The organism is Mesorhizobium helmanticense (genome assembly GCF_003034915.1).
GTDB lineage: Bacteria > Pseudomonadota > Alphaproteobacteria > Rhizobiales > Rhizobiaceae > Mesorhizobium > Mesorhizobium helmanticense.
In genome coordinates, this window is record NZ_PZJX01000007.1 from 91,306 (window position 1) to 114,692 (window position 23,387).

The 23,387-nt window shown below is 63.0% G+C and carries 21 protein-coding genes and 1 riboswitch; of the genes, 11 read left to right on the top strand and 10 right to left on the bottom strand.

Annotated features, from left to right (window positions below):
• The first annotated feature begins 42 nt into the window (after window positions 1-42).
• Both C9427_RS04555 and C9427_RS04560 read left to right on the top strand, forming a co-directional pair.
• Window positions 43-924: a cytochrome b/b6 domain-containing protein gene (locus C9427_RS04555; RefSeq protein ID WP_107647995.1), complete on the top strand. Its 882-nt coding sequence runs from the start codon at window positions 43-45 to the stop codon at window positions 922-924.
• Window position 925: 1 nt separating this feature from the next.
• A complete protein-coding gene (locus C9427_RS04560) occupies window positions 926-1,735 on the top strand; it encodes a molybdopterin-binding protein (protein ID WP_107647996.1) in 810 nt (269 codons plus the stop codon).
• Between the two features lie 55 nt (window positions 1,736-1,790).
• Here the strand turns inward: C9427_RS04560 and C9427_RS34390 are convergent, their stop codons facing one another.
• Entirely contained in the window at window positions 1,791-2,393 is a 603-nt protein-coding gene (locus tag C9427_RS34390) for a DUF3011 domain-containing protein (protein ID WP_208636344.1), read from the bottom strand.
• Between the two features lie 87 nt (window positions 2,394-2,480).
• Between C9427_RS34390 and C9427_RS04570 the strand changes: the two genes are divergently transcribed.
• Complete coding sequence (locus C9427_RS04570; RefSeq protein WP_167434248.1) at window positions 2,481-3,308, top strand: transporter substrate-binding domain-containing protein; 828 nt, start codon at window positions 2,481-2,483, stop codon at window positions 3,306-3,308.
• Between the two features lie 17 nt (window positions 3,309-3,325).
• On the opposite strand, the gene C9427_RS04575 is transcribed toward C9427_RS04570, so the two are convergent.
• A complete protein-coding gene (locus C9427_RS04575) occupies window positions 3,326-4,324 on the bottom strand; it encodes a hypothetical protein (RefSeq protein ID WP_107647998.1) in 999 nt (332 codons plus the stop codon).
• Between the two features lie 315 nt (window positions 4,325-4,639).
• A riboswitch (glycine riboswitch) is annotated at window positions 4,640-4,726 on the top strand.
• Window positions 4,727-4,874: 148 nt separating this feature from the next.
• Here C9427_RS04575 and gcvT point away from each other — a divergent pair.
• The 5 genes from gcvT (at window position 4,875) to C9427_RS04600 (ending at window position 13,597) form a co-directional block, all read left to right on the top strand.
• Entirely contained in the window at window positions 4,875-5,975 is a 1,101-nt protein-coding gene (gcvT, locus tag C9427_RS04580) for a glycine cleavage system aminomethyltransferase GcvT (protein ID WP_107647999.1), read from the top strand.
• A 5-nt stretch (window positions 5,976-5,980) separates the two neighbouring features.
• Window positions 5,981-6,349 carry a glycine cleavage system protein GcvH gene (gene gcvH, locus C9427_RS04585; protein WP_107648000.1) on the top strand — a complete coding sequence of 123 codons (369 nt, stop codon included), beginning with the start codon at window positions 5,981-5,983 and terminating at the stop codon, window positions 6,347-6,349.
• Between the two features lie 16 nt (window positions 6,350-6,365).
• Window positions 6,366-9,179 carry an aminomethyl-transferring glycine dehydrogenase gene (gene gcvP / locus C9427_RS04590; protein WP_107648001.1) on the top strand — a complete coding sequence of 938 codons (2,814 nt, stop codon included), beginning with the start codon at window positions 6,366-6,368 and terminating at the stop codon, window positions 9,177-9,179.
• Window positions 9,180-9,440: 261 nt separating this feature from the next.
• A complete protein-coding gene (gene parE / locus C9427_RS04595) occupies window positions 9,441-11,495 on the top strand; it encodes a DNA topoisomerase IV subunit B (RefSeq protein ID WP_107648002.1) in 2,055 nt (684 codons plus the stop codon).
• 35 nt (window positions 11,496-11,530) lie between these two features.
• The gene (locus tag C9427_RS04600; protein ID WP_107648003.1) at window positions 11,531-13,597 is read left to right on the top strand and encodes an FUSC family protein; all 2,067 of its coding nucleotides are present in this window, start codon (window positions 11,531-11,533) and stop codon (window positions 13,595-13,597) included.
• Here the strand turns inward: C9427_RS04600 and C9427_RS04605 are convergent.
• Window positions 13,594-14,715 (bottom strand): DUF2336 domain-containing protein, encoded by a 1,122-nt coding sequence (locus C9427_RS04605; RefSeq protein WP_107648004.1) that lies wholly within the window; start codon window positions 14,713-14,715, stop codon window positions 13,594-13,596. The two genes, C9427_RS04600 and C9427_RS04605, sit on opposite strands and share 4 nt — an antisense overlap.
• 153 nt (window positions 14,716-14,868) lie before the next feature.
• Between C9427_RS04605 and C9427_RS04610 the strand changes: the two genes are divergently transcribed.
• Window positions 14,869-15,321 (top strand): MaoC family dehydratase, encoded by a 453-nt coding sequence (locus C9427_RS04610; RefSeq protein WP_107648005.1) that lies wholly within the window; start codon window positions 14,869-14,871, stop codon window positions 15,319-15,321.
• A 3-nt stretch (window positions 15,322-15,324) separates the two neighbouring features.
• Window positions 15,325-16,206 carry an HpcH/HpaI aldolase/citrate lyase family protein gene (locus tag C9427_RS04615; protein WP_107648006.1) on the top strand — a complete coding sequence of 294 codons (882 nt, stop codon included), beginning with the start codon at window positions 15,325-15,327 and terminating at the stop codon, window positions 16,204-16,206.
• Window positions 16,207-16,217: 11 nt separating this feature from the next.
• Here C9427_RS04615 and C9427_RS04620 read toward each other — a convergent pair whose 3' ends face one another.
• Together C9427_RS04620 and C9427_RS04625 are read right to left on the bottom strand one after the other, a co-directional pair.
• A complete protein-coding gene (locus C9427_RS04620; RefSeq protein ID WP_107648007.1) occupies window positions 16,218-16,826 on the bottom strand; it encodes a flavin reductase family protein in 609 nt (202 codons plus the stop codon).
• Window positions 16,827-16,828: 2 nt separating this feature from the next.
• On the bottom strand, window positions 16,829-17,413 hold the full coding sequence (locus C9427_RS04625; protein ID WP_107648008.1) for a nitroreductase family protein: 585 nt from the start codon (window positions 17,411-17,413) through the stop codon (window positions 16,829-16,831).
• Between the two features lie 177 nt (window positions 17,414-17,590).
• On the opposite strand from C9427_RS04625, the gene C9427_RS04630 reads away from it, so the two are divergent.
• Window positions 17,591-18,556 (top strand): hypothetical protein, encoded by a 966-nt coding sequence (locus C9427_RS04630; protein WP_107648009.1) that lies wholly within the window; start codon window positions 17,591-17,593, stop codon window positions 18,554-18,556.
• Between the two features lie 38 nt (window positions 18,557-18,594).
• On the opposite strand, the gene C9427_RS04635 is transcribed toward C9427_RS04630, so the two are convergent.
• From C9427_RS04635 to C9427_RS34010, 5 genes are all read right to left on the bottom strand, one after another.
• The gene (locus tag C9427_RS04635; RefSeq protein WP_107648010.1) at window positions 18,595-19,536 is read right to left on the bottom strand and encodes a lysophospholipid acyltransferase family protein; all 942 of its coding nucleotides are present in this window, start codon (window positions 19,534-19,536) and stop codon (window positions 18,595-18,597) included.
• 86 nt (window positions 19,537-19,622) lie between these two features.
• On the bottom strand, window positions 19,623-21,596 hold the full coding sequence (thrS, locus tag C9427_RS04640) for a threonine--tRNA ligase (RefSeq protein ID WP_107648011.1): 1,974 nt from the start codon (window positions 21,594-21,596) through the stop codon (window positions 19,623-19,625).
• Window positions 21,597-21,708: 112 nt separating this feature from the next.
• A complete protein-coding gene (gene blaOXA / locus C9427_RS04645) occupies window positions 21,709-22,527 on the bottom strand; it encodes a class D beta-lactamase (RefSeq protein ID WP_107648012.1) in 819 nt (272 codons plus the stop codon).
• Window positions 22,528-22,676: 149 nt separating this feature from the next.
• Complete coding sequence (gene yidD / locus C9427_RS04650; protein ID WP_107648191.1) at window positions 22,677-23,051, bottom strand: membrane protein insertion efficiency factor YidD; 375 nt, start codon at window positions 23,049-23,051, stop codon at window positions 22,677-22,679.
• An 83-nt stretch (window positions 23,052-23,134) separates the two neighbouring features.
• A complete protein-coding gene (locus tag C9427_RS34010; protein WP_167434249.1) occupies window positions 23,135-23,299 on the bottom strand; it encodes a hypothetical protein in 165 nt (54 codons plus the stop codon).
• Between the last annotated feature and the right edge of the window lie 88 nt (window positions 23,300-23,387).

Consider the following 23,387-nt stretch of genomic DNA (forward strand, 5'->3'; position numbering starts at 1 on the left):
AAGGACTGGTAAGACTGGCTTAGCGGTCGAGAGGACGAGACAATGGAATCGGTTGCCAGAAGCCAACCCACCGCCGAGGCGGACACCGCCCCGTCGAAGGACGCGACGCTGATCTACCGGCAGTCGCGCTGGACGCGGCTGACGCATTGGCTCTGGGCGATCTCGCTGTTCTTTATGCTGCTTTCCGGCCTGCAGATCTTCAACGCCCGCCCGCAGCTCTATATCGGCAAGGAGTCGGGATTCGACTACAACAACACCGTCTTCGCCATCGGCGCCGAGAATACCGCCACCGGCCCGCGCGGCTACACCGAAATCCTGGGCAAGCGTTTCGACACGACCGGCGTGCTCGGTTGGTCGGGGCCCGCCGGGCAGGAAACGTCCCGCGCCTTTCCGTCATGGGCGACAATCCCGTCCTATTACGACCTCGGCACCGCCCGCGTCGTGCATTTCTTCTTCGCCTGGATATTGTCGACGACGCTGATCGTGTGGCTGATCGCCAGCCTGATCAACGGCCATCTGCGACGCGATCTCGCCCCGCGCATCGACGACATCAAGCGCCTGCCACGGGACATCATCGACCACGCCAAGCTGAAGTTTCATCACACCCGCGAATACAACACGTTGCAAAAGATGGCCTATGGCGGCGTGCTGTTCGTGCTTTTGCCGCTGATGATCATCACCGGTCTCGCCATGTCGCCGAGCATGAATTCCGTGCTGCCGTTCCTCAACGATCTCCTCGGCGGCCGGCAGACGGCGCGCACCATCCATTTCATCGTGATGGCGCTGCTCGTCGCCTTCTTCATCATCCATATGCTGATGATCCTCGCCGCCGGCCCGATCAACGAACTGCGCTCCATCATCACCGGCTGGTACCGAACCGATCCGCCGGCGGATGACGGAAAACCATCCGAGAGGGGTGCCTGACATGCCAAAATTCCAGATCAGCCCCAAACTGCAGATAAGCAGAAGAAGATTCCTGACCTCGGCCAGCCTCGGCCTGTCAGGCATCATGCTGTCTGGCTGTGACGCCTTCGACAGCCACCTCGGCGTCGGCGACGGCCTGCGCGGCTTCCTCGAAGGCGCCAACGACCTGACGTACCGCGCACAGCGGTTGCTTGCCGGTCGCGACGCGCTGGCGCCGGAATTCACCGAAGCCGATATCCGCCAACCGCAGCGCCCAAACGGCATCACCGCGCCGGACGACGATGTCTATAAGGGCCTGCTCGCCAATGATTTCGCCGATTGGCGGCTTGAAGTTTCAGGCCTTGTCGAAAAGCCGCTATCGCTCAGCCGCGAACAGCTTCAGAACATGCCGAGCCGCACGCAGATCACGCGCCATGACTGCGTCGAAGGCTGGAGTTGCATCGCCAAATGGACCGGCACACCGCTGTCGCTGGTTCTCGACCAGGCGGTGGTCAAACCGCAGGCGCGCTATGTCATGTTCCACTGCCTCGACACGATCGACCGCAGCCTGTCGGGCGACATCAAGTATTATGGCACGATCGACCTGATCGACGCCCGCCATCCGCAAACGATCCTGGCCTATGGCCTGAACGGCAAACCGTTGCCCGTCGAGAACGGTGCACCGCTTCGCGTCCGCGTCGAACGCCAACTCGGCTACAAGATGCCGAAATATCTCACCAAGATCGAATTGGTCGACGGCTTCGCCAATGTCGGCGGCGGTCGTGGTGGCTATTGGGAAGACAATGGCTACGACTGGTACGGCGGCATCTGATGGCTGCTCGGGTAGGACGCGTCAGGCGTTCAGCATACGGATCTTGGCGACGCCATCATTCGTCCGAATCCTCGAAAGTGGTTTGACCGGGCTCAGGTGGCCCGGCTCGCGTGTCGTCCGGATTATCCACCATGCAGCCGACGCCGTGGCATCCCTGATAGTTGCCGTGAGTATCGAAATTGGGATTACCGTCCCTGTCGAACTGCGGCGTCGGATCGATCCACTGATCGTTACGGCGCGGCTTCGGCCTCGGATAGTAGTTATCCGAACGGTGGCCATGCTTGTCGTTGTTGTCAAGGATCGCGCCGACGATGCCTCCGACAATGATCGCAGCCGCCGCATCACCTGGGGATGGCTTGCGGCCGGAGCCTGCGACTGCGAATTCGGCCGAGCAGCCATTGTCGACCCAGACGCCGCCGCCGTCATAACCCCAGCTCTTGCCATACTGGCAACGTGCCTTCGAAAGCCGTGACGTCAACTGCACACCGCGACGCGTATCGACGCCACAGTAGGAATAACGGTAGTTCGCGCTGGAGCAGACGATGCGGTTTGCAACTGCCGCCTGCGCCGCGTCCGGTAACAAGGAGAGCTTCGCCGGATTGCCCAGGGCACAGGCCAGGAACACCATCGAACCGGTAATCGCTATCCGTGCCGACATCGCAAGTCTCCATCAGGGTTCGCTATCGACAGAATGGCACCTTTGTGTAAATCTGACAACTGGACGGGCTGCAGCGAGGTTATATTCATGCGCGCTAAGATGATCGCCGCAACTATACTTGCCATTTCCGCCTGGTTGGCGCTGGCGGCGCCATCCGCCTGGGCGGACGACAGCCTCAAGCACGTCATCGACCAGAAGACACTGACTGTCGGTGTGGCGCTCAACCCGCCATGGATCCTCAAGAAAGCCGACGGAAAATTCGCTGGCTACGATGTGGATCTGACCAACGCGCTCGCTTCCGACCTTGGCGTCGACCTGAAACTGGTCGAAGTGCCCTGGAATGACCTCAAGACACGGCTGCTCAAGGGCGATTTCGACATGATTGCGGCAGGCTATGCCAGCACGCCGGAACGCGCCCGCGACGTGGTATTCTCCGACAAGACCGGCACCGCCGACATCCGCATGGTGGCGACGATCGCCAGTCTTGGCAAAAAGCCGGGAAAGGCATTGCGGGCACCGGGATACAAGATCGCCGTGCTCTCCAATTCCACGGATGAAGCCGCAGCGAAGGAAGCCTTTCCCAAGGCGACCTTCCTGTCCTTCGACAATACGGCCGATGTGTTTGCCGCGATCATCGGCGGCGAGGCGCAGGCCATGGTCGCCACCTCGCCGACGCCGCAGATGGCCGCCAGGCTTTATGATGCGAAATTGACCATGGTCGGCGGGCCGCTGTTGCGGACGCCGGAGGCGTTTGCCCTGCGGCCGGACGATGTCCGTCTCATCCAGTACGTCAACAACTGGATCGGCGCGCGCACCGCCGACGGCACCATAGGCAGCGTGCGCCGCTACTGGTTCGACAGCTTCAAATGGATGTCGCGCTTCGACACCGGCAAGCCGGAGCCGGCCAAACAATAGAGCGTGATGTCAGCGCTTCAGGCGACCTTGTCGATCAGCGGCTTCAGCGCCGGATGGATTTCCGGCGAGGCGTGCTTGATCAGCGTCAGCAGCGCCCGCTCGTTCTCCTGCAGCGGCCGGTCGCCAATGTGCTCGGCCAGCCACTTCGCCTCGCCGGCGTCGATCGTCTCGGCGCGGCGAGCCAGTGCCTCGGCTGCCTTGTTCTTCGATTCCCAATCGGCCTCGATATCGCCCGGCGCGCGGTAGGCTTCCAGGACACCGGCGAGACCGCCCGACACCATGCGGTTGAAGAAACCGCCAATTTCCGGTTCGGCCTGCTCGAAAAAAGAGTCCTGGCGCAGTGCCACATCGCGCACCGGCGCCTCATAGCCGGCCGAGCACATGACGAAATTGGCGATCGCCTTGACGAACAGATCGTTCCAGGATGGATCGTTGCTGGTCGCGGCCGTCCGCTGGTTGATCCTGAATAGCACCTCCGCCTCGGCGCGGGTCATGGCAATATTGCCGTCGCCGCCATAGGCGTAGAGGATGCGACGCAGAAGCTCGACTTCCGCCTTGGCAATCCTGCCGGGCACCAGTTTGCCGCCGTGCATGAGCGGCCCCTTGCCGTCGACGACGGCATGGGCGACCTGCTCCAGCGCATAGACGCAAAGCCGGTTTGGCGAGGACTTCGCCTTTTCCAGCACACGCATCAGCAATTCGAGCTCAGTGCGGCTATCGACCATGCCATCGCGCGAAATCGTCCGGACCAGCCAGTCGGCGTTGTCTTGCGAGACATAGCCTGCCGGTTTTTCCTGATGGACGATGTAATCGGTGACGGCCTCGACGAAGAAGTCAGGCCATTCCGCGCATTTGTCCCTTGCCGTCGCATCGAGCGCAAACAGCGCCTCGGCCTCGCCGCGGCTCACCACGCCATCGCCGAACACCTCGCGGCGCAGCATAACCACATCCTCAGCCGTGATGCGATTTTTCCACGCCAGCCCGGCCACCGGCGCGCTCATGATCAGTTCGCCCATTTTTCGTTCCCGTCTATCGCCGGCAACGCCGGTCCCAAGCACCATGGCGACCCCTATATCAGCAGTGTCTTGAGAAACCGCCAAACGGCGTGGTTAGCGAAGACTTGTCGGCCAATGCATGTCGCCCAAAAGCATGCCCACGGGCTCGACCCGAGGGTGTGCAGCGGTTTGGGTAAACGAGATGCATCAAGACAAAGGTCCAAAGCGCGGTGCCTGAATCCGTTCAGTGCGATGCGCTTTAGATGTCGCTGGCAGGTGACAAGGTGTCGTTGACGGGCTATGGATGACGAGTCGAGGGCTCATGGTTTTGAGTCCTACCTGTTTGCGGGAGAGAGCAGCGAGAGCTGCCGCCGAAGGGGAAATCGCCCGAAATCTCTCAGGCAAAAGAACCGTAGACGGGAAAGACACTCTGGAAAGTCGGGGCTTGCCCCCGCGCCGAAGGTGTAAGCGCTGCCGACAGAGTTACGGGGCGCGAGTCTCTCAGGCTTCAGACAGAGGGGCACGGACTGGTCGCCATCAGCGGCCGATTGCGTGCGACTCTGGAGATGACATGACGGGCGACGACACCAAACACCTTCCCCTCGAAGATTTGCATGCCGCCGTCGGCGCACGCTTTGGCGCGTTCGCCGGCTGGTCGATGCCGCTGACCTATCCGGCCGGCGTGATGAAGGAACACCTTCATACCCGCGAGCAGGCCGGCCTGTTCGACATCTCGCACATGAAGCTGTTCGAGGTCAGCGGTCCGGGCGCCGCCGCACTGCTCGACCGCGCCTGCCCGCTGGATGCCGGCGCGCTCGATATCTCCCAGTCCAAATACACCTTCTTCCTCAATGAGGCCGCCGGCATCATCGACGACCTTATCGTCACGCGGCTTGGCGACGAGCGCTTCATGGTCGTGGCCAATGCCGGCAACGCCGCCGTCGACGAGAAGCACTTGCGCGGGCTGGCTGAGGATTTCGAGGCAAAGGTCGACGCACTCGACCGCGTCTTCCTGGCCATCCAGGGCCCCGAAGCATGGGCGGCCCTTGCCCGCGCCGGCATCGAGACCGGATCGCTGCTGTTCATGCATGGCATCGAACCCAGGCAAAACTGGTTCATGAGCCGCTCCGGCTATACCGGCGAAGACGGTTTCGAGATCGGCCTGCCGGAAGCGGACGCACGCGATCTCGTCGCCAGACTGCTCGAAGACGAGCGCGTGCTGTGGATCGGCCTTGCCGCCCGCGACAGCTTGCGGCTGGAGGCCGGGCTCTGCCTGCACGGCCAGGACATCACGCCAGAGATCGATCCGGCCAGCGCCGGGCTGATGTGGGCGATCCCCAAGGACATCCGCGCCGCCGGGGCGTTCATCGGCGCCGATGCCTTGCGCGCAATCGTTGAGCGCGGCCCGGCGCAAAAACGCGTCGGCCTGAAGCCGGAAGGCCGCCAGCCGGTGCGCGCCGGCGCCGCGCTGTTCGACGCCGACGGCAATCAGGCAGGCCATGTCACCTCGGGCGGCTTCGGCCCCTCGGCCGGCCACCCGGTTGCCATGGGCTACGTCTCGACGGCGCTGGCCAAGCCCGGAGCAAAACTGCTTGCCGATGTGCGCGGGACGAAAATCCCGATCGATATCAATCCCCTACCCTTCACACCTCATCGCTACCGCAAAGGATAAGTCCTATGGCAAAGACCTATTTCACCGAAGACCACGAATGGCTCCGCGTCGAAGGCGGCATCGCCACTGTCGGCATCACCGATTACGCGCAGGAGCAACTCGGCGATCTCGTTTTCGTCGAATTGCCGGAGACGGGAAGAAAGCTGGCCAAGGGCGATACGGCCGTCGTGGTCGAATCGGTCAAAGCGGCATCCGACGTCTATGCGCCGGTCGATGGCGAGATCACCGAAGCCAACAACGCGCTGTCGTCGGACCCGTCTCTGGTCAATTCGGCGGCAACAGGCGACGGCTGGCTATGGAAGATGAAGCTCGCCAATGAAAGCCAGCTCGAGGGCCTCCTCGATGAGGCCGGCTACCAGGCTCACATCGGTTGATATCAGGATATTGAACATGACCGTAGCAGCACCCTATCCCTTTTCGACCCGCCACATCGGCCCCGGCCTCAACGATATCAGAGCCATGCTCGCCACCATCGGCGTTCCCTCCGTCGAGACGCTGATCAGCCAGGCCGTGCCGAGATCGATCCGTCTCGACCAGCCGCTCGCCTTGCCCGCTCCAGCCAGCGAAGCGGAAGCGCTGGCCGAGCTCTCGGCAATGATGGCCAAAAATACCGTGTTGAAGAGCTTTATCGGCGCCGGTTACCACGGCGTCCACGTGCCGCCGGTCATCCAGCGCAATCTGTTCGAGAACCCGGCCTGGTATACGGCCTACACGCCCTACCAGGCCGAAATCAGCCAGGGCCGGCTCGAAATGCTGTTCAACTTCCAGACCCTGGTTGCCGAGCTGACCGGACTTCCGGTGGCATCGGCGTCGCTGCTCGACGAGGCGACGGCGGTGGCCGAGGCCGTCGGCATTGCGCTGCGCCACCATCGCGACAAGCGCACCAAGGTAGCGCTTGCCGGCACCCCGCATCCGCAGACGCTGGACGTCGTGCGCACCCGCGCCGAACCGCTCGGCACCGAGGTCGACGGCGAGACGATCGACGACAACACCGCCGCCCTGCTCGTCTCCTGGCCTGACACGTTTGGTGTCTATGGCGACCACAAGGCGGCGATCGAAAAGGCTCGCGCCGCCGGCGCGCTCGTCGTCTTCATCGCCGATCCGCTCGCTCTCACGCTGACCGACACGCCGGCAAAACTCGGCGCCGACATCGCCGTCGGTCCGATGCAGCGCTTTGGCGTGCCGATGGGCTTTGGCGGTCCGCACGCCGCCTATTGCGCCGTCTCCGACAGACTGACGCGGCTGATGCCCGGCCGCCTCGTCGGCCAGTCGACCGACAGCAAGGGCCGCCCCGGCTATCGCCTCGCTTTGCAGACGCGCGAACAGCATATCCGCCGCGACAAGGCGACCTCCAACATCTGCACCGCGCAGGCGCTGCTCGCCAACATGGCGACGGCCTATGCGATCTGGCACGGCCCCGCCGGCCTGCAAGCGATTGCCGGCTGCATCCACGCACTGGCCAACCGCCTGGCGGCCGGCCTCAAGGTCTCAGGCGTTTCGGTGCTTGGCGCGAACCGCTTCGACACGGTGACGGTAGAGGTGAAAGGCAAAGCCCAGGCGATCGCCACCGCTGCCGAAAAGACCGGCCGGCTGCTGCGCGTCATCGACGCCGACCATATCGGCATCAGCTTCGACGAGACCTCGACCGAGGCCGATCTGGACGCGATCGCGGCACTGTTCGGCGCCAAGGTCGATGCCGCCGGCGCCAGCACCCTGCCTGGCAAACCACGCGGCAAGGAGTTTCTCAGCCAGCCGGTCTTCCACGAAAACCACTCGGAAACCGAGATGATGCGCTTCCTGCGCCGGCTGGCCGACAAGGACCTGGCGCTTGACCGCGCCATGATCCCGCTCGGATCCTGCACCATGAAGCTCAACGCCGCTGCCGAGATGATGCCGGTGAGCTGGCCAAGCGTAGCCAATCTGCATCCGTTCGCGCCGGCCAGTCATTCGGCGGGCTACCGCGCCATGGTCGGCGAACTGGAAGGCTGGCTGTCCGAGATTACCGGTTTCGAGGCGGTCAGCCTGCAACCCAATGCCGGCAGCCAGGGAGAGTATGCCGGATTGCTCGCCATCCGCGCCTATCACCGCTCGCGCGGCGAAGGCCATCGCACCGTCTGCCTGATCCCCTCCTCCGCGCATGGCACCAATCCGGCAAGCGCGGCGATGGCCGGCATGAGCGTCGTCGTCGTGCGCTGCCTCGAGGACGGCAATATCGACATGGACGATATGAGGGCCAAGGCCAATGAGCATTCCAGGAATCTCGCGGCGCTGATGTTCACCTATCCCTCGACGCATGGCGTCTTCGAGGAAGGCGCGCGCCATCTCTGCGCCCTCATCCATGAGCATGGTGGACAGGTCTATTTCGATGGCGCCAACCTCAACGCCATGGTCGGCCTTGCTCGTCCCGGCGACATCGGCGCCGATGTCTGCCACATGAACCTGCACAAGACCTTCTGCATTCCGCATGGCGGCGGTGGCCCCGGCATCGGCCCGATCGGCGTCAAGGCGCATCTGAAGCCCTATCTGCCCGGCCACGTCACCGAAGGCTCGGCCCATGCCGTGTCGGCGGCACCCTTCGGCAGCGCTTCCATCCTGCCGATCACCTGGATGTACATCCGCATGATGGGCGCCTCCGGCCTGAGGCAGGCTACCGAGACCGCCATCATCTCGGCCAACTATGTGGCGACACGGCTCGCGCCGTACTTCCCGCTCCTCTACAAGGGCAGGCATGATCGCATCGCTCATGAATGCATCCTCGACACGCGCGTGCTCAAGGAGAGCTCCGGCATCAGCGTCGACGATATCGCCAAGCGCCTGATCGACTACGGCTTCCATGCGCCGACCATGTCGTTTCCGGTCGCCGGCACGCTGATGGTCGAGCCGACCGAATCCGAGCCCAAGCAGGAACTCGACCGTTTCTGCGAGGCGATGATTGCGATATCGGGTGAGGCGGCCAAGGTGGCGAAGGGCGAATGGCCTTTGGCCGACAATCCGCTGGTCAACGCGCCCCACACCGCCGCCGAGGCGCTGGCTGGCGAGTGGACCCATCCCTATTCGCGGCTCGAGGCGGCCTATCCAGCCGGCAACGCCGATACATCGGCGAAATACTGGCCGCCGGTATCGCGCATCGACAATGTCGCCGGCGACCGCAATCTCGTCTGCTCCTGCCCGCCACTGTCGGAATATCTGGGCGCGGCGGAGTAATTCCGGCGGAATAATGAGGCAGAACGCAGGGGCCGGCCCAACCTGGTCGGCCCTGCTGGCCTTGTTCTGGGCAATGACGCGATTTCGCCAGCAGTCTCGATGACACGCATGCTGCCACCGACGCATTTCCGCCGCTTGGTTGTCGAATGGTTTTGCTGTAAGAGGAGCGATCCTCGAACGTAACAGGAACCTCCGTCGCCTGCCCGCGAAAAGCGTGGCAGTATCGGCAGGTGATTCGCAGCATCGCAATCCAGGACCAGCATGGACGACAGCAACGATCTTTTCGGCAATATGGACAAGCAGCCGCAGCCGGTTCGCACACCGGCGCGCCCGGCGGACCCGCTGGTGCAGGCCACCAGGCGTGCTGCCGCGACCAAGGATGGTAGCGAGGGCTATAGTGCCGCCGACATCGAGGTTCTGGAAGGGCTCGAGCCGGTGCGGCGCCGCCCCGGCATGTATATTGGCGGCACTGACGACAAGGCGATGCACCATCTGTTTGCCGAAGTCATCGACAATTCGATGGACGAGGCGGTCGCCGGACACGCGACCTTCATCGATGTCGAACTCTCCGCCGACGGCTATCTCACAGTTACCGACAATGGCCGCGGCATCCCGGTCGATCCACACCCGAAATTCAAGAAACCGGCGCTCGAAGTCATCATGACGACGCTGCATTCGGGTGGCAAGTTCGACTCGAAGGTCTATGAAACCTCGGGCGGCTTGCACGGCGTCGGCGTTTCCGTGGTCAACGCGCTGTCGGATCATCTCGAGGTCGAAGTCGCGCGGGGACGCCAGCTTTATCGGCAAAAATTCTCGCGCGGCATTCCGGTCACCGGCCTGGAGCATCTCGGCGAGGTGCACAACCGCCGCGGCACCAAAATCCGCTTCCATCCCGACGAGCAGATCTTCGGCAAGGGTGCCGCCTTCGAGCCGGCGCGGCTCTATCGGATGACGCGCTCGAAGGCCTATCTGTTCGGCGGCGTCGAGATCCGCTGGACCTGCGATCCGTCGCTTATCAAGGAAAAGGATCAGACGCCGGCCAAGGCCGAGTTCCATTTTCCGGGCGGCCTCAAGGACTATCTGAAAGCGTCGCTCGGCGATGAATTCCAGGTCACCCGCGAAGTCTTCGCCGGCAAGAGCGAAAGGCAAGGCGGCCACGGCTCGCTCGAATGGGCGGTGACCTGGTTCGGCGGCGACGGCTTCCTCAACTCCTACTGCAACACCATCCCCACCGGCGAAGGCGGCACGCACGAGGCCGGCTTCCGCAACGTCTTGACGCGGGGCTTGCGTTCCTACGCCGATCTCGTCGGCAACAAGCGCGCCTCGATCGTTACGTCGGAAGACGTCATGATCTCGGCGGCGGGCATGCTCTCGGTGTTCATTCGCGAGCCGGAATTCGTCGGCCAGACCAAGGACAGGCTGGCGACGATCGAGGCAATTCGAATTGTCGAAACCGCCATCCGCGACCCCTTCGACCATTGGCTGGCCGACAATCCGCAGGAAGCCTCGAAACTGCTCGAATGGGTGATCGCGCGCGCCGACGAGCGGGTGCGACGGCGCCAGGAAAAGGAAGTCTCTCGCAAAAGCGCGGTGCGCAAATTGCGGTTGCCCGGCAAACTCGCCGACTGCACCCAAAATGCCGCTGCCGGCGCCGAGCTCTTCATCGTCGAGGGCGATTCGGCCGGCGGCTCGGCGAAACAGGCGCGCGACCGCGCCAGCCAGGCCGTGTTGCCGCTGCGCGGCAAGATCCTCAACGTCGCCAGCGCCGGCAACGACAAGCTCGCCGCCAACCAGCAGATATCAGACCTGATCCAGGCATTGGGCTGTGGCACGCGTTCAAAGTACCGCGACGAGGATCTGCGCTACGACCGGGTCATCATCATGACCGACGCCGATGTCGATGGCGCCCACATCGCCTCTCTGCTGATCACCTTCTTCTATCAGGAGATGCCAAATCTGGTTCACGGCGGCCATCTCTATCTGGCGGTGCCGCCGCTTTACTCGATCCGGCAAGGCGGCAAGGTCGCTTACGCCCGCGACGATGCGCACAAGGACGAGCTTCTGCGGACCGAATTCACCGGACGCGGCAAGGTCGAAATCGGCCGCTTCAAGGGGCTGGGCGAAATGATGGCGGCCCAGCTCAAGGAAACGACCATGGACCAGAGGAAGCGCACGCTGCTCAGGGTCGATGTGATCGACGCTGAGGCCGCGACCAAGGATGCGGTCGACGCGCTGATGGGCACCAAGCCGGAAGCCCGTTTCCGCTTCATCCAGGAACGCGCCGAATTCGCAGCGACAGAAGTGCTGGACATCTGAAATAGCCGCTTCCATTCGAATGCGGAGATGAGCATGTGACCTGGGACCGGCTGCGCAGCGATCTCGCCGCAAGGCTCGCCAGCCTCACGCGGCCGACCCGGTCGGACTGGATTTTCGCCCTGCGCACGGTATCGGCCGGGTTGATCGCGCTTCTTTGCGCCTACGCGCTCAAGCTCGACCATCCGCAATGGGCAATGATGACGGTTTTCATCGTCGCCCAGCCAGTCGCCGGCATGGTGCTGGCAAAGGGCTTTTACCGGCTGCTCGGCACGCTTGCCGGTGGTCTGGCGGCAATCGGCATCACCACCCTTTTTGGCGACAATCCCTGGCTGCTGGTCACGGTGCTTGCCGTCTGGATCGGCCTTTGCACGCTCGTATCATCGCTGCTGCGCAACCCGGAAGCCTATGGCGCGGCCCTTGCCGGCTATACCGCGATGATCATCGGCCTGCCGGCTTTCGGACAGCCGCATCTTGTCGTTGAGCTCGCCGTGGCGCGTTGCGCGGAAATCGTGCTCGGCATCGTCTGCGCCGCGTTGACCAGCCGTTTGATCCTGCCCAAACTGGCGGCCGACGCCATTATCTCCAGGCTGAAGCGCTGCATACTCGACCTCGCGGTCTATGCCGGTGGTGCTTTCTCCAGCGGCGATGCGACGATGCTCGCCGGCCTGCACCGAAAGCTGATCGCCGACGCTCAGACACTCGGCGAAATGCGCGCCTATGCAAGACTGGAAGCGCCGAGCTTTGCGAGCCGCGCCTATCCGGTCCGGCGCACCATCGGCCAGCTTCTGTCGGCCCTGTCGGCGGCGCGCGCGCTGCATGCCCATGCCGCGCCGAAGAACGCGGCCCTCATTCCCGTGCGCGCCAAACTGAAGGCTTTCGTCGGCGAATTGGCGGCACAACCGGCTGCGCTGGACGATACCGCACCTTGGATAGCACGGCTCGACGCGATCGTTGCCGAAGCGCGGCGGATGCCCGACATGTCGGCGGCTAAGGGCGAGGACAGGATCGGCGCCGTCACCCGCCTCACCATCGCCGCCGATTTCGCCGAAGCCTTGCAGCAGGTGCTGCGTGGCCTGGACGCCTTGCGCGCTCCAGCTTCCCGTTCCGCTCGTGAGCGGCGGCAGCCGGCGCTGGTGATCCATCGCGACTATCATGCGGCGTGGCGCAACGCCGTGCGCGCCGCGATCGCCACGCTTCTGGTCACGGTCTTCTGGCTGACGACGAAATGGTCCGAAGCTGCCGGCACGGTCATCCTTGTCGCCGTCGTCTCCAGCCTGTTTGCCGCCCGCCCCGATCCCGTGCAATCAGCCTGGGGCTTCTTCAAGGGCACCTTGCTGGCCCTGCCCTTTGCGTTTCTCGTTGGCCAGATCGCGCTTCCCGCTCTGCCCGGTTTTGGCTGGTTCATGCTCTTCGTTGTGCCTATCCTCGTGCCGGCGGCACTGGGTATGGCCAATCCACGCCATGTCGGCCTGGCGACAGCCTTTGCCATCAACTTCCTCGCCTTCCTCAGTCCGCACCAGGCCATGATCTACGATCCCGTACCGTTCTTCGCTGGCTCGGCGTCGATCCTGGTCGGCATTCTCCTCGCGATCGGCGTCTTCATCGTCGTCTTGCCTGCCGACCCCTGGGTCACCGTCAACCGCACCCTGCAGGCCATGCGGCAGGATCTCGCGCGCCTTTGCCTGCATGAACGCGTTGCGAGACGCGAAGCTTTCGAGAGCCTTGCCTACGACCGCGTCAACCAGTTGATGCCGCTCTTGCAGAGCACCGGCAAGAAGGGTGACACCGTGCTCGGTGGCAGCATTGTCTCCGTCACTGTCGGCATCGAAATCCTGCGGCTTCGCAATGCGCAGCAAAGTCCGGCAATCCCGCCGGACACAGCACTTTGGATCACCAATTTCCTGCGCGGGCTGGCGCGCGAACTGCTTTTCCGAAAACCCGGCGATCCGCAGACGGCAACGATCGCCGTCGCAAGGCAATATGCGGCTGGCATCGCCGAGCGCAGCGACGCGGCGGAGATTTTGCAGGTTGCGGCCTCGCTGCGGATCATCGCCGTGGCGGTCGAGGATTTTCCGGATTTTTTCGCGAAGAATAAGATTTAGGCCGCCGCGATAGCCAGCGCATGACCGCGCGCGTTTTCGCGCAGTGCGTCGAGATGGATCGACTTCACCAACCCGGCAAGATCGCCTTGCGCCGACTGCCCACCGAGTTCCTTCAGCATCAGCCAGCTGACCTCCTGCACGCCGGCGATGCGCTTGCCATTGGCAACCTCGCGCCAAACCTTCAACGCGCGCAGGATGATCGCGTGTATTGCCGCGGCAAGACCTGCGCTGCGAAACAGCGCCTGCAGAGCCACGTCATGCCCGCCGGCCAGCAGCGCCCTCACCCGTTGTTCGGACTGCTGGCTGAGCGCAACCAGCGCCGAGCCGAAGAAATCGACCTTGCCATGCGCGATGGTGCGAATGAGGAAGCTTGCCGTCAGGTCGCCACGCAGGCGCAGGTGCTCAATCAGGGCTGCGTGCTCTTCCTGGCGCGTGCCTTCGATCAGCGTCACCGAAGCCCTGACGCAGGCGTCGCGCATGACGCGTTCAGCTCTTGCCGAGCCCATCAGCGCCAGCACCAGCGGCGACCCCTTGAGGGTTTCACCAAGTTTTATCAGCAGCATATGCCGGCAGTCGGCCGGTAGCCGTGCGTCCGATATCAGCGCTTCGCGCATCTGAGGCAAATGACCATGCCGTTCGGCCATGCGGCGAAAGCTGAGCGAAGCGATATCGGCGCCGCTATTGGCGAGCAGCGTGGCGCAGGCTTCCGGTTCGCCGATCTCGGCGACTGCCGCCGCCACCGCCATCGAGACGACAGGCCGGTCGGCGATCAATTTCTGCGTCGCCTTCTGGCCGCTCGCGACCCGGTCGATCAAATCGGCATCGGTGAGCAGCGGCGAACGCGCCAGCACCAGGCTGGCCACTTCCGGCTGGTCGGACGCCAGCGCGCTGATGATCTGCAGCGGCGCGTGATGGCTCATCGACAACGCCTCGGCAATCGCCAATCGCACCTTCGACGAGGCGTCGTCGAGCAGCAACGTCAGCGCGGCCTCGGCGGCGCAACGATCCTCGAAAGGCAGATCGGAATTGATATAGGCGCGGGCCAGCGCGCTGGCTGCCGCGGCGCGTTCCGAGACCCGCGCGGTGTCAATCCATTTCAGGAAATGCGAAACAACCATGCCGTCCGCTGCGCCCCCAGCCCGAGTCCGTTCCCGCCCTTGGGTAGACCGTAGGCAGAAATGGTTTACGAACGGTTCACCATGTTTGTTAACTGGCTTGCGAGCTTGGTTTGCAGCGCCTATCAACCCCTGAGCAGTGGAGGAAATAGACACATGGCCGGCCTTTATCTGGAAGAATTCGTCGTCGGCCGTGTCTTCCAGCACACGCTGCGCAAGACCGTCACCGAAAGCGACAACATGCTGTTTTCGGTGATGACGCTGAATCCACAGCCGCTGCATATCGATTTCGACTTCGCCGCCAAAAGCGAATGGGGCAAGCCGCTGGTCAATTCGCTGTTCACGCTGGGCTTGATGATCGGCATTTCGGTGAACGACATCACTGTCGGCACCACCATTGCCAATCTCGGCATGAAGGAGACGGTGTTTCCACATCCGGTCTTCCATGGCGACACCATCCGCGTCGAGACCACCGTGATCTCGGCGCGGGCATCGAAATCGAAGCCGGACCGCGGCATCGTCGAGTTCGAACACCGCGCCTACAACCAGAATGACGTGCTCGTCGCTAAATGCCTGAGGCAAGCGATGATGATGAAGAAGGCAGCCTGAACCATGCGTTCGCTGCTCTTCGTTCCCGGCGATTCGGAAAAGAAGCTGGAGAAGGGGTTTGGCGCTGGCGCCGACGTGGTCATCGTCGACCTCGAGGATTCCGTGGCGCCCGGGAACAAGCCGGCGGCGCGCGACATCGCGGCGAACTTCATTGCCGCCTATCGGCATCAGGCCACGGCCACGATCTATGTTCGGGTCAACGATCTGTCGAGCGGGCTGACCGACGACGATCTCGCGGCACTTGTTCCGACCAAACCCGACGGCATCATGCTGCCGAAGTCAAACAGCGGCGAGGATGTCCAACAGCTTTCGGCAAGACTGAGGGTGCACGAAGCCGAAAACGGCCTGCCGGACGGCGCGATAAGAATTCTGCCGATCATCACGGAAACGGCGGCAGGCGTGCTGGCGGCCACGACCTACGCCAAGGCCAGCGCGCGGCTTGCCGGCATCACCTGGGGGGCGGAGGATCTGTCGGCGGCGATCGGTGCCCGCACGGCGCGCGACGAAAATGGCCGCTACACCGATCTGTTCCGGTTTGCCCGAACCATGACCATCCTTGCCGCGGGTGCGGCGGAGGTCGCCGCGATCGACACGGTCTTCCCCGGCTTTCGCGACATGGCTGCTTTCGAGAATGAATGCGCCGAGGCCGAGCGCGACGGTTTCACCGGCAAGATGGCGATCCATCCGGCGCAAGTGCCGGTCATCAACGCCGCCTTCACGCCATCGGCTGAGGCCGTTCAGCATTCCGCTGCCCTGGTTGCCGCATTTGAGGCGGCGGGAAACCCCGGTGTCGTCGGCATCGACGGCAAGATGTACGACCGGCCGCATCTTCGGCTCGCCGAACGGCTTCTGGCACGCGCCAGGGCAGCCGGGGTTTTGGCGTAATCTGCCCAGCCCTATTCTTTTCCCCACCGGGGCCGACGCATCGAGAAGATCTCGTTGACGCTCGAATAGTCCATATAGCCGAGACGGCCGACATTGCCCGCCTTGACGATATCGAACCTGCCGTCGTTCAGGAAAGCGTCGTCGATATGGACACCGACGACTTCGCCGGCCACCACAACCGCGCCCGTCGATGTTCCGTCCAGCGCTTTCGGGCGAAGGATCTCGGTCACCCGGCATTCGAGCGCCGCGGGCGCTGCCGCCACGCGCGGCGGCGCGACAAGACGCGACGGCGCCATGGCCAGATCGGCATAGCCGAATTCGCTGATGCCGCGCGGCGCGTCGACAGCCGTCCGGTTCATTTTCTCCGCCAGCTCGCGACTGACCAGATTGGCGACGAACTCGCCCGTTTCCTCGGCAAAGGTGGCGCTGTCCTTCTCGCCTTCGGACGAGAACCAGACAAGGAAGGGCCGGGTCGAAAAGGCGTTGAAGAAGGAATAGGGCGCGAGATTGATCCTGCCTTGCCCATCCACTGTCGAGATCCATCCGATCGGGCGCGGCGCCACGATCGCCTTGGACGGATCATGCGGCAGCCCGTGCCCTTTCGACGGTTCGTAGAACATCTCTATTCCACCCAGGGTCCCTGATAGTCGGCATAGAGTTTCGCCGCATCCGGGCGCGGCCGCTCCGGCGCTGGCCCTTGATAGGAGCCGATATGGACAAAGCCGACAACGCGCTCATGCGGCGCCAGCCCCAGCAACGCCCTGCCCTCAGGCACGTCTGAGTACCAGTTGCTGATCATATTGGTGCCGTAGCCCAGCGCATTGGCCGATATCATCAGGTTCATCGCCGCCATGCCGCCGGACAGGAACATTTCCCATTGCGGGATTTTCGGGTTCTCCTTTGGGCTCGACACCACGCCGATCACCAGCGGCGCGCGCGAAAAGCGCGCCAGTTCCTGGTTGCGGCGGCCTTCGGGCAGCGGCCCCTCGCGCTGTTCGGCAAGGGCCGCCAGCTTCTTGCCGATCTCGAAGCGGGCCTCGCCCCGGTAGAGGATGAAGCGCCAGGGTTCCAGCCGGCCATGGTCCGGCACCCGTGAGGCGGCGGCAATCATGGTCGCGATATCGGCCTCGCTGGGCGCCGGCTCCTTCAACTCCGGGATCGGCGCGGAATTTCGGGTCAGCAGAAAGTCGATGATCGGCGACGCCATGGGTGCAAGTCTCCTGGAATTTGAGCTGAAGCACGCCATCGCGACATCGGGCGGCTTGGGCAGTGGCGCGGACGCGCCGGGACGGCAAGAATCCTTTAGACCGAAACATGGCCCAGCAGAAGCGATCCGGACTCTTAAGCCTTGAAATTGCCACCGCCTTGGGCTTCAACGCAAGGCATGTTTGAGGGGATGCTTCGTCTTTTCCTGGTCTGGCTCGGTGTGGCACTGTTCATGGTGCCGATCGCGTCCGCCATCGCCCAGAATGCGGACGGCATTAGCAATCTGAAGCTTCCCGGGATTTCCAGCTACGCGAGGCCGAAAAGCGAGACATCGCTGGCTCTGGGCAGCAGCGGCGCGATCACGCTGTCGGCGCAACTGACCGACAGGGGCGCCGACATCACGCGCGGCATCGTCTGGCGTGTCTTCAAGCCTGAAACAGCAAGCGACGGCAAGCTGCCGATGGTCGCTTCCGCCCATGGCGGCACCGCCGTGTTTCAGCTCGAGCCCGGCAGCTATCTGGTCCATGCCTCATATGGTCGGGCCGGTGCTACCAAGCGCATCACCGTCGGCAAGGACGCCAAGCGCGAGAGCCTCGTGCTTGATGCCGGCGGTCTCAAGCTCGACGCCGTGCTGTCGGGCGGGGCGCGCATCCCACCGAAAAAGCTGCGCTTTTCGATTTACGAGGACCATGCCGAAGCCAATGGCGACCGTGCGCTGATCATCCCCGACGTCGAGCCGAACAGCGTCGTGCGGCTGAACGCCGGCGTCTACCACGTCGTTTCGACCTACGGCGCGGTGAATGCGGTCATACGCTCCGACATCCGCGTCGAGGCCGGCAAGCTGACCGAAGCGACTGTCGAGCATCGCGCAGCCGAGATGACCATGAAGCTGGTGCGCGAAGCCGGCGGCGAGGCGATCGCTGACACCTCCTGGTCGCTGCTCAACGAATCCGGCGACCCGATCAAGGAAACCGTCGGCGCCTTTGCCTCGATGGTGTTGGCCGAGGGCGACTACACCATCATCGCCAAGAATCGCGACCGTATCTACCAGAAGGATTTTACGGTCGTGGCTGGACAGAACAAGGAAATCGAGGTCCTGGCCTCGGAAGCCTCGGCGATCGATCCTGAGGAAGGCGCGGACTGAAGCGATTCCACCTTTTCGTTGAATCGCAAAGTCGCAACTCAGGCCGCGAGCTTCGTCCGCCCCTGCAGGAACGGAAGCTTCTTCCGCCGCGCCTCGGCCGGCGCCAGATCGAACACGCCGCGATGGAGACGGTCGAGCAGCATCTTGCGGTCGCGCAGCGGCTCCAGCTCTTCCCAGCTCAACGCGTCGCCGACGCGCACGTCGATCGACTTGCCGGAGAGGCGCGCGAATTCACGGATGAGCAGCGATGTGCGCAGCGTCAGTGAGGCCTTGCCGACGAACTTCGCCACGCGGCCGTCACGCTCGGCCATGTTCATCGGACCGCTGACCAGATGGAACAGCCGACCGTTCTGACCGGAAAAATGCATCGGAATGACCGAGGCCCTGGCATCCTGGACGAGACGGGCCGGAAACATCTTCCATGGCAGGTCGCGCGCCCGGCCGAACCCCTTCGGCGCCGTGGCGACGCCGCCGGCTGGAAAGACGACGATGGTAACGCCCTCCTTCAGCAGCCGCACCGCCTCATGGCGCACCGCCATATTGTTCTTGAGCGCATCCTTGGTTTCGGAAAAGTCGATCGGCAGCGAATAGGGCTCCATCTCGCTGATCTTGAGCAGATCCTTGTGGATCATGACACGAAACGGGCGCTTAAGCTGCTCGGCCAGCGAGAGCACGGCTATGCCGTCGCCTATGCCAAACGGATGGTTGGCGACGATCACCAACGGTGTGTCGGGCAGCCTTGCCGGCGGCCACTGATCGGCGGTCCGCACCCGGACATCGATCAGTTCCAGCATGCGGCTGAACACGCGCTCGCCGGTCGGCACCACGTGACGGCGCCAGAAATCGTAGAGCGCAGCATAGCGGTCGCGCCCGGACAGGCCTTCGATCGAATGGATGAACCAGCGCGTCAATGCCGGCTGATGCGGGCTGGCATAGGAAAGTTCGGGAAACGGTCTTTCGCGCAGTTTCAGCTTCAGCATTGCGGCTTTTTAAACTCACGCCATGACAGGGATGTGAAAATGGCGGTGGATCGCTCCACCGCCATTTCGTTGTGACTCTGAAGAGATCAGGCCGCGCGGCGTCTCCGGTCGGGCGTGACCGCCTCATCGGAAAGCAGCTTCACGGCTTCGACGAGACCAAGCGATTCCTGATCGCGCGAACCCAGGCGGCGGATGTTGACCGTCGCTTCCTCCGCCTCGCGCTTGCCGCAGACGAGGATGACCGGAACCTTGGCCAGCGAATGCTCGCGGACCTTGTAGTTGATCTTCTCGTTGCGCAGATCGGCTTCCGCCTGGAGCCCGACCGCCTTCAACTGCGCAACGACCTTTTGAGCGTAGTCATCAGCATCGGAGGTGATCGTCGCCACCACAACCTGCAATGGCGCGAACCACAGCGGGAAATGACCGGAATAGTTCTCGATCAGGATGCCGAGGAAGCGCTCCATCGAGCCGCAGATGGCGCGGTGCACCATGACGGGCTGTTTCTTCTCCGAATCCGAACCGATGTAGAAGGCGCCGAACCGTTCCGGCAGGTTGAAGTCGACCTGCGTGGTGCCGCATTGCCATTCGCGGCCGATAGCATCCTTCAGCACATACTCGAATTTAGGGCCGTAGAAGGCGCCCTCGCCCGGATTGATCGAGGTCTTGATGCGATTGCCGGACTGTGTGCGGATCGTCTCCAGCACACTGCCCATGATCGCCTCGGCATGATCCCATGCCTCGTCGGTGCCGACGCGCTTGTCGGGACGCGTTGACAATTTCACGCTGATCTCGTCGAAACCGAAATCGGCATAGGTCGACAGGATCAGATCGTTGATACGCAGGCATTCCGACGCGAGCTGCTCCTCGGTGCAGAAGATATGCGCGTCGTCCTGCGTGAAGCCGCGCACGCGCATCAGCCCATGCAGCGCCCCGGACGGCTCGTAGCGATGCACATTGCCGAATTCCGCAAGCTTTACCGGCAGATCGCGGTAGGATTTCAACCCGTGCTTGAATATCTGCACGTGGCCAGGGCAGTTCATCGGCTTCAGCGCGAACACCCGGTCGTCGTCGGTGTCGTCGCCGGCGACCGTCACCTTGAACATGGCGTCGCGATACCAGCCCCAGTGGCCTGACGTCTCCCACAGGCTCTTGTCCAGCACCTGCGGCGCGTTGACCTCCTGGTAGCCCTGCTCGTCAAGCCGGCGACGCATGTAGTTGACCAGGTTCTGGAACATCTTCCAGCCCTTGGCGTGCCAGAAGACGACGCCAGGCCCCTCTTCCTGGAAATGAAACAGGTCCATCTCGCGGCCGAGCTTCCTGTGGTCGCGCTTTTCGGCTTCCTCCAGCATCGTCTGATAGGCATCGAGTTGTGCCTGGTCGGCCCAGGCCGTGCCGTAGATGCGCGTCAGCATCGGGTTGTTGGAATCCCCGCGCCAATAGGCACCGGCCACCTTCATCAGCTTGAAGGCGTTGCCGATCTGCCCGGTCGAGGCCATATGAGGGCCGCGGCAGAGGTCGAACCAGTCGCCTTGGGCATAGATCTTGAGATCCTGATCCTCCGGAATGGCGTCGATCAGCTCCAGCTTGTAGCGCTCGCCCTTGTCGGCGAACACCTTCTTCGCCTTGTCACGAGACCAGATTTCCTTGGTGAACGGCTTGTTGCGCTGGATGATCTCGCGCATCTTCTTCTCGATCACCGGGAAATCGTCGGGCGTGAACGGCTCGTTGCGGGCAAAGTCGTAATAGAACCCGTTCTCGATCACCGGCCCGATGGTCACCTGTGTTCCCGGCCACAATTCCTGCACGGCTTCGGCCAGCACATGTGCTGCGTCATGGCGGATGAGTTCCAGCGCGCGCGGAACCTCGCGGGTGATGATCTCGACCTTGCCGGACTTGCCGAGCGGGTCACCGAGGTCGCGCACCACGCCGTCGATCGAATAGGCGACGGCCTTCTTGGCCAGCGACTTCGAGATCGATTCCGCCAGGCCGGCGCCGGTCATCGCCGCGTCGTAGTCGCGGACGGAGCCATCGGGAAATGTCAGGGAAACGGTATTCAGCACGTTCTTCTCCTATCCAGTCCCGCAAACGAGCGCGGGTGGTGAAATGCCGGATGCGTCCGGTAGCGGCAGCCTTTTAGGGGTAGATTCCGACGCCGTAAAGCGCCCGTTCCGCCTATTTGATCAAGCCAGGCAGCTCTTTCAAGAACGCTGCGCGCGTCGCTAGGCCCTTCGGCATGTCGGTCCGCTTCGTATCAACGAGGAGCCGGGCAAACACGATCCGGCGGTCGCCCTTTTCAGCCCAGCCGACGAACCAACCAAGCGAGCGCTTGTCCGTGCCGCCATTGCCGAGCCTGGTGCTCCCGGTCTTGCCCTGCACGGTCCAGCCGTCCGTCTGGAAGCTCGGAATGATCGCTTTGGCCATCTGATGCGCCCTGACCGAAACCGGCATTTGGCCGGCAAGCAGCCGGCGCAGGAAAGCAATCTGCTCGACAGGCGATATTTCGAGCGAGGAATTCACCCAGGAATTTGTGAGGCTGTCATTCTTGCCGGCGTTGCCGGAGACATCCATGTTGCCATAGCCGAACTTCGTGACATATCCGGCAAAGCGCTTGGCTCCGAGCCGGCGCGTGATTTCACGGGAATACCAGAGGACGGAATCGCGCTCCCAGATCGTGGGGTCGACGGTTTTCCGGTCCCGCTTCACCGCCTTGAACTCGGGCTTGTAGTCCCAGCTTGGCGTGTGCTCGTCGCTCAGAATGCCGGAGTCATAGCCAATGAGGGCTAACGGCACCTTGAAGGTCGACGCCGGGCTGAAGCGCTGGTCGCAAACGCCGTCCTGGTAGAGCGTCTCGCCGCTCACGGTATCTTGGATCAGCGTGCATTCGACATCGCCGAGCGGTGCCGACTGCGCCCGCATCGGGAAACCAAGGAACCAGGCCAGAAGAAAGAGAACGATCGCAAAAACGAAGGGACGGCGGTCTATCTGGCGCATGCAAAGCTCTTTCCTGGAGGGATCACCGGAAACGGCTTAGCGAGGCGTCTTGTCTCGATTTTGTCTCAAATTCGCAGTCTTTGTGCAGGCTGATGTTAACCCTACCAGATCGTAAAAGACCGGCCGGCGCTGAAATCCTGGGGATGCAGTCAGACCCCGGATTCGCCGGGCTTCCTACCGATCTGCCAATACCGCCAGGGCATGAACCAGCGATAGCGATCGGCCAGTGCCTCCGGCACACGATCGATGCCATGCGTGCCGAACGGCCCGCAGCGCAGCACCCGGAAAAGCCCCATCCAGCCGCCGGCCCACAGGCCGTGGCGGGCGATCGCCTCATGCGCGTATTCGGAACAGGTCGGCAAGTGCCGGCACGAATTGCCGACAAAACCGGACAGCGTCAGTTGATAGAGCCGAACCAGCGACGTGCCGAGGACACGGCCCGGCGTCTTGCGCCACGGACCGGGCCAGTTGCGCCCGCGCCGTCCGGCCAATGCAGCATGTGCGTGCTGGTGTTCGTTGCTCATCGCGATCCGGATCGTCTTCCTGTCGTCGATAGATGTGGACATTGGCCGGGGAAAGCAATGTCTCTTTAGCTCCTCGATGGCATTCAACGATGGCGCGGATACGCGCGGCCCGTCGGGTGGGTCCGCTGAGGCGAACCTGTTTCGGTTCGCCAATTTCCACCGGACTCCATACGCGTCGGTCTTGGCGGCTGGTACTGAAACGTCACGATCCGCATCACGTCACCGAAGATATCCAGAAGTTCGTTCATGGCCGCTTCTCCTCCAGGCAGCGATTAGATCGCTGCTGGCCTTCGTCCTCAAACGAGTATAATTTCCGCCTCGGATAACTCTGGGTTA

What these genes read in the sequence shown, in the direction of transcription:
- C9427_RS04555 (WP_107647995.1), top strand. Translation starts at nt 43, where the DNA reads ATGGAATCGGTTGCCAGAAGCCAACCCACCGCCGAGGCGGACACCGCC.
- C9427_RS04560 (WP_107647996.1), top strand. Translation starts at nt 926, where the DNA reads ATGCCAAAATTCCAGATCAGCCCCAAACTGCAGATAAGCAGAAGAAGA.
- C9427_RS34390 (WP_208636344.1), bottom strand. Translation starts at nt 2,393, where the DNA reads ATGTCGGCACGGATAGCGATTACCGGTTCGATGGTGTTCCTGGCCTGT.
- C9427_RS04570 (WP_167434248.1), top strand. Translation starts at nt 2,481, where the DNA reads ATGCGCGCTAAGATGATCGCCGCAACTATACTTGCCATTTCCGCCTGG.
- C9427_RS04575 (WP_107647998.1), bottom strand. Translation starts at nt 4,324, where the DNA reads ATGGGCGAACTGATCATGAGCGCGCCGGTGGCCGGGCTGGCGTGGAAA.
- gcvT (WP_107647999.1), top strand. Translation starts at nt 4,875, where the DNA reads ATGACGGGCGACGACACCAAACACCTTCCCCTCGAAGATTTGCATGCC.
- gcvH (WP_107648000.1), top strand. Translation starts at nt 5,981, where the DNA reads ATGGCAAAGACCTATTTCACCGAAGACCACGAATGGCTCCGCGTCGAA.
- gcvP (WP_107648001.1), top strand. Translation starts at nt 6,366, where the DNA reads ATGACCGTAGCAGCACCCTATCCCTTTTCGACCCGCCACATCGGCCCC.
- parE (WP_107648002.1), top strand. Translation starts at nt 9,441, where the DNA reads ATGGACGACAGCAACGATCTTTTCGGCAATATGGACAAGCAGCCGCAG.
- C9427_RS04605 (WP_107648004.1), bottom strand. Translation starts at nt 14,715, where the DNA reads ATGGTTGTTTCGCATTTCCTGAAATGGATTGACACCGCGCGGGTCTCG.
- C9427_RS04610 (WP_107648005.1), top strand. Translation starts at nt 14,869, where the DNA reads ATGGCCGGCCTTTATCTGGAAGAATTCGTCGTCGGCCGTGTCTTCCAG.
- C9427_RS04615 (WP_107648006.1), top strand. Translation starts at nt 15,325, where the DNA reads ATGCGTTCGCTGCTCTTCGTTCCCGGCGATTCGGAAAAGAAGCTGGAG.
- C9427_RS04620 (WP_107648007.1), bottom strand. Translation starts at nt 16,826, where the DNA reads ATGTTCTACGAACCGTCGAAAGGGCACGGGCTGCCGCATGATCCGTCC.
- C9427_RS04625 (WP_107648008.1), bottom strand. Translation starts at nt 17,413, where the DNA reads ATGGCGTCGCCGATCATCGACTTTCTGCTGACCCGAAATTCCGCGCCG.
- C9427_RS04630 (WP_107648009.1), top strand. Translation starts at nt 17,591, where the DNA reads ATGTTTGAGGGGATGCTTCGTCTTTTCCTGGTCTGGCTCGGTGTGGCA.
- C9427_RS04635 (WP_107648010.1), bottom strand. Translation starts at nt 19,536, where the DNA reads ATGCTGAAGCTGAAACTGCGCGAAAGACCGTTTCCCGAACTTTCCTAT.
- blaOXA (WP_107648012.1), bottom strand. Translation starts at nt 22,527, where the DNA reads ATGCGCCAGATAGACCGCCGTCCCTTCGTTTTTGCGATCGTTCTCTTT.
- yidD (WP_107648191.1), bottom strand. Translation starts at nt 23,051, where the DNA reads ATGAGCAACGAACACCAGCACGCACATGCTGCATTGGCCGGACGGCGC.
- C9427_RS34010 (WP_167434249.1), bottom strand. Translation starts at nt 23,299, where the DNA reads ATGAACGAACTTCTGGATATCTTCGGTGACGTGATGCGGATCGTGACG.